Consider the following 2,863-nt stretch of genomic DNA (forward strand, 5'->3'; position numbering starts at 1 on the left):
TCAAAGAATGACCATTCATCGTCGCTCATCAAATTACGCATAGACTTCTCCTCATAAAAAGAAGTCTTGAATCACATTCTACGCAATTTGTGAATCCACTTTGTCAACAGGACCTAGATGCTGACTTACATGATTGAAGTAAGAAGGCTCAGCCGCTGTTTTTCACACCAAATGGTACATGCACAGATGGAGCAACTGATTTGCTTGTTTTCAAGTGTGTAATTTGATCATCAAAGAAAATGTGAGGTTTCAATTCCGCTAGGATTTTTGACTTCTCAACTCCACCCAAGAAAAACGATTCATTCACTGTGATCCCAAATTTCTCAAGCGTGGTCAGAACGCGCTCATGTGAAGGCGCACCACGTGCGGTAACGATCGAAACTCGTACCCGAGAAGGGCTTTCTTCTTTATCCTTTAGAAGCTCTTTTTCAGCTGCTTGCAAACGGCCAATTGCCTGAATAAAAGGGATCAGGGGACCTGGATTATGAGGTGTGTCTACATTTTCAGCCTCATGTGCCATAAAACCATCAAGGCCTTCCATCACATATACGTTTTCTGATTCGTCATCAGCAAGGACACCATCAAAGTCAAATGCGATACGCAGTTCATTCTCAACCCCATCATTTAAAGGAGAGCCTTCTCCAGCAATAACACATCCTGCAGAATGCCCTGCCTCAATAGCGTTGCGAACATCATCATCATTTGCAGATAAAAATAAATCACATTCAAAAGGTTCGATATACCGATGTGGTTTGCCACCTTCAAGGAAAGCAGCTCGCGTAATATTCAAATTATTGCGGTTAATGGTGCGGAATGCGCGAAGACCTGTTTTTGCATCATTGCGTGATAATAAAATCACTTCCACAAGCGGATCACTAAGACCTTCATTCAAAGATAAAAGGTTTTTAATGAAAGGAAATGCGACACCCGGTTCAAAGGGCTTATCAATGTTTTCCTCTTGATACTTTTGATAAGCCTCAACGCCCTCATTACGAAAAATACGATCGCTCTCAGCAAGATCAAACAACGCACTAGAAGCAATTCCAACAACAAGGATATTTTCAAGAGAGACTGGCATTTTATAACTCATTAATAAATAAGGACTATTTCATATCATAATCACGACCTTTAATATACTTCAAATCATCCCTTCTTCAACATTTCCTTATTATCCAAATTAAAATCTAATCACATGTTTTATAAGGGATAATCCTCACTTCTTCTGAGTAATGGTTATTATTATTTATTATTGTTGTGATGGGGTTGGGAAAATGAAGTTTTCTCGTAGAATCCTTATTTATTGTGATGAAATTAAGTAGGCAGAGAAGCCCGTATAGAAGATAATATGAAGTGAATTTGAGACCCGAAGGATGAATGCTCGGAGGAAATTTCCGAGTTTGTTTCTCTAAGATATTTAGAATGAAAATCGGGGATGAAATTGAGAAGAAAATCCGTAAATTTCATGAGTTTTATGACTGATAAATGATTATCAGAAAACGCGAGGGAATTATCTGCGCGGAATTAAAAGAGAAATTTCATGAAGCCCCTTGTGGCGCGGGATCATGGCACTCTCTTTCGAAAATATATGTGCAGGAAAAAAATTTGCCCTGTTCATACAGAAAAGCCCGCAATATTGCAATGGAAAGAGAAATATTCCCTCAAGACCATTCATATGACACTATATGACATTCTATTTTTCGAGTTATAAACATGCCGGTATTCAACTTTAAAAAATTGACCGTGTTCAGTGCCTTTCTGTTGCTATGCACATTCTCACTGCTTTCTTTTGCCAGCGCTGAATCTGTACAACCAAAATTTCAAAAGGCTGTTCAGTCAAAAAATTGTGAAACAGTAATTAAGCTATTCCCGGAACTGGTTGCTGAAAATGACATTTATTATGGAACCCTCAGCAATTTCTACGAAAAAGGAATTTGTCTACCACAAGATTACACCAAGGCCTTTGAAACCTTTCTGAAAACACCTGATGATTCCAGTGGATTGAAAGAAATCAAATTAGGCCAATTCTACGCCAATGGATGGGGAACCCCTGAAAATAAAGAAAAAGCAAAAGAACTCTTCGAGTTAGGTGTCAAAAAAGAAATCTTACGGAGCGAAGAAATTTCTGATGTCCGGTTTGGCCTAAACTTACTCTTGGGCACTAAAAACCTTCCCTCTCAACTGAAAGAAATCCTGACCTATTATGAAAACCTGAAATGGGATGCTGACCAAAAATATAACTTCGCTATGAAGTTCATAGAAAACGAGAAATCTGAAGAAAGCAAACTGACCGCTTTTACCTTTTTGATACGCCTTACCAATCAGAACAATCATCTCCAATCCGCCTATGAAGTTGCGAGTTGGTACCTGAAAAATAACGATATCAAGAATGCTAATGTCTATTTTTTAAACGCTGCATTGAAAGGCCATCCCAAAGCACAGGCTCATATTGGACGTGCGTATTTCTTTGATAAGTCCCAAGTCGTCGGAAAAAGAACCGCATATGAATTGCTATATCGTGCCTTCCTTGCAGATAAAGTCACAGCAGAAGAAATCGCAAAAGCCGAACAAAGTCTGAATAAATGGGAGATTAAGTCAGGGAGAGAGGAAGCAGCCCAACCACTCCCTCAATCAAATAGCCAGAATTAAATCCTCAACTCACTCAAACCAATCAGCATAAATATCTGTGAGATAGGCATTTTGATCCTTTGCCTTAACAACTTGCAAAGGAAGGTCGTTTCTGATCATATCCAGACGTTTTATGGCGGGCGCGTAAGATGGAATAGTTCCGATCCGATCTGACAGCCGACCTTGAAAAAGGGCGGGTTACCCGTTTTGATGAAGGTGCAACTCCTTAAACATCAAA

2 protein-coding genes are annotated in these 2,863 nt (G+C 39.3%); one reads left to right on the forward strand and one right to left on the reverse strand.

Annotated elements, in window-relative coordinates:
• Window positions 1-148: 148 nt before the first annotated feature.
• Complete coding sequence (locus RYZ26_RS19750) at window positions 149-1,078, reverse strand: 5'-nucleotidase (RefSeq protein WP_317684979.1); 930 nt, start codon at window positions 1,076-1,078, stop codon at window positions 149-151.
• Window positions 1,079-1,710: 632 nt separating this feature from the next.
• On the opposite strand from RYZ26_RS19750, the gene RYZ26_RS19755 reads away from it, so the two are divergent.
• Window positions 1,711-2,646, forward strand: a complete 936-nt coding sequence (locus tag RYZ26_RS19755; RefSeq protein WP_317684980.1) for a tetratricopeptide repeat protein — start codon at window positions 1,711-1,713, stop codon at window positions 2,644-2,646.
• The last annotated feature ends 217 nt before the right edge of the window (window positions 2,647-2,863 follow it).

The sequence above is a fragment of the Terasakiella sediminum genome, assembly GCF_033100395.1.
Lineage (GTDB): Bacteria > Pseudomonadota > Alphaproteobacteria > Rhodospirillales > Terasakiellaceae > Terasakiella.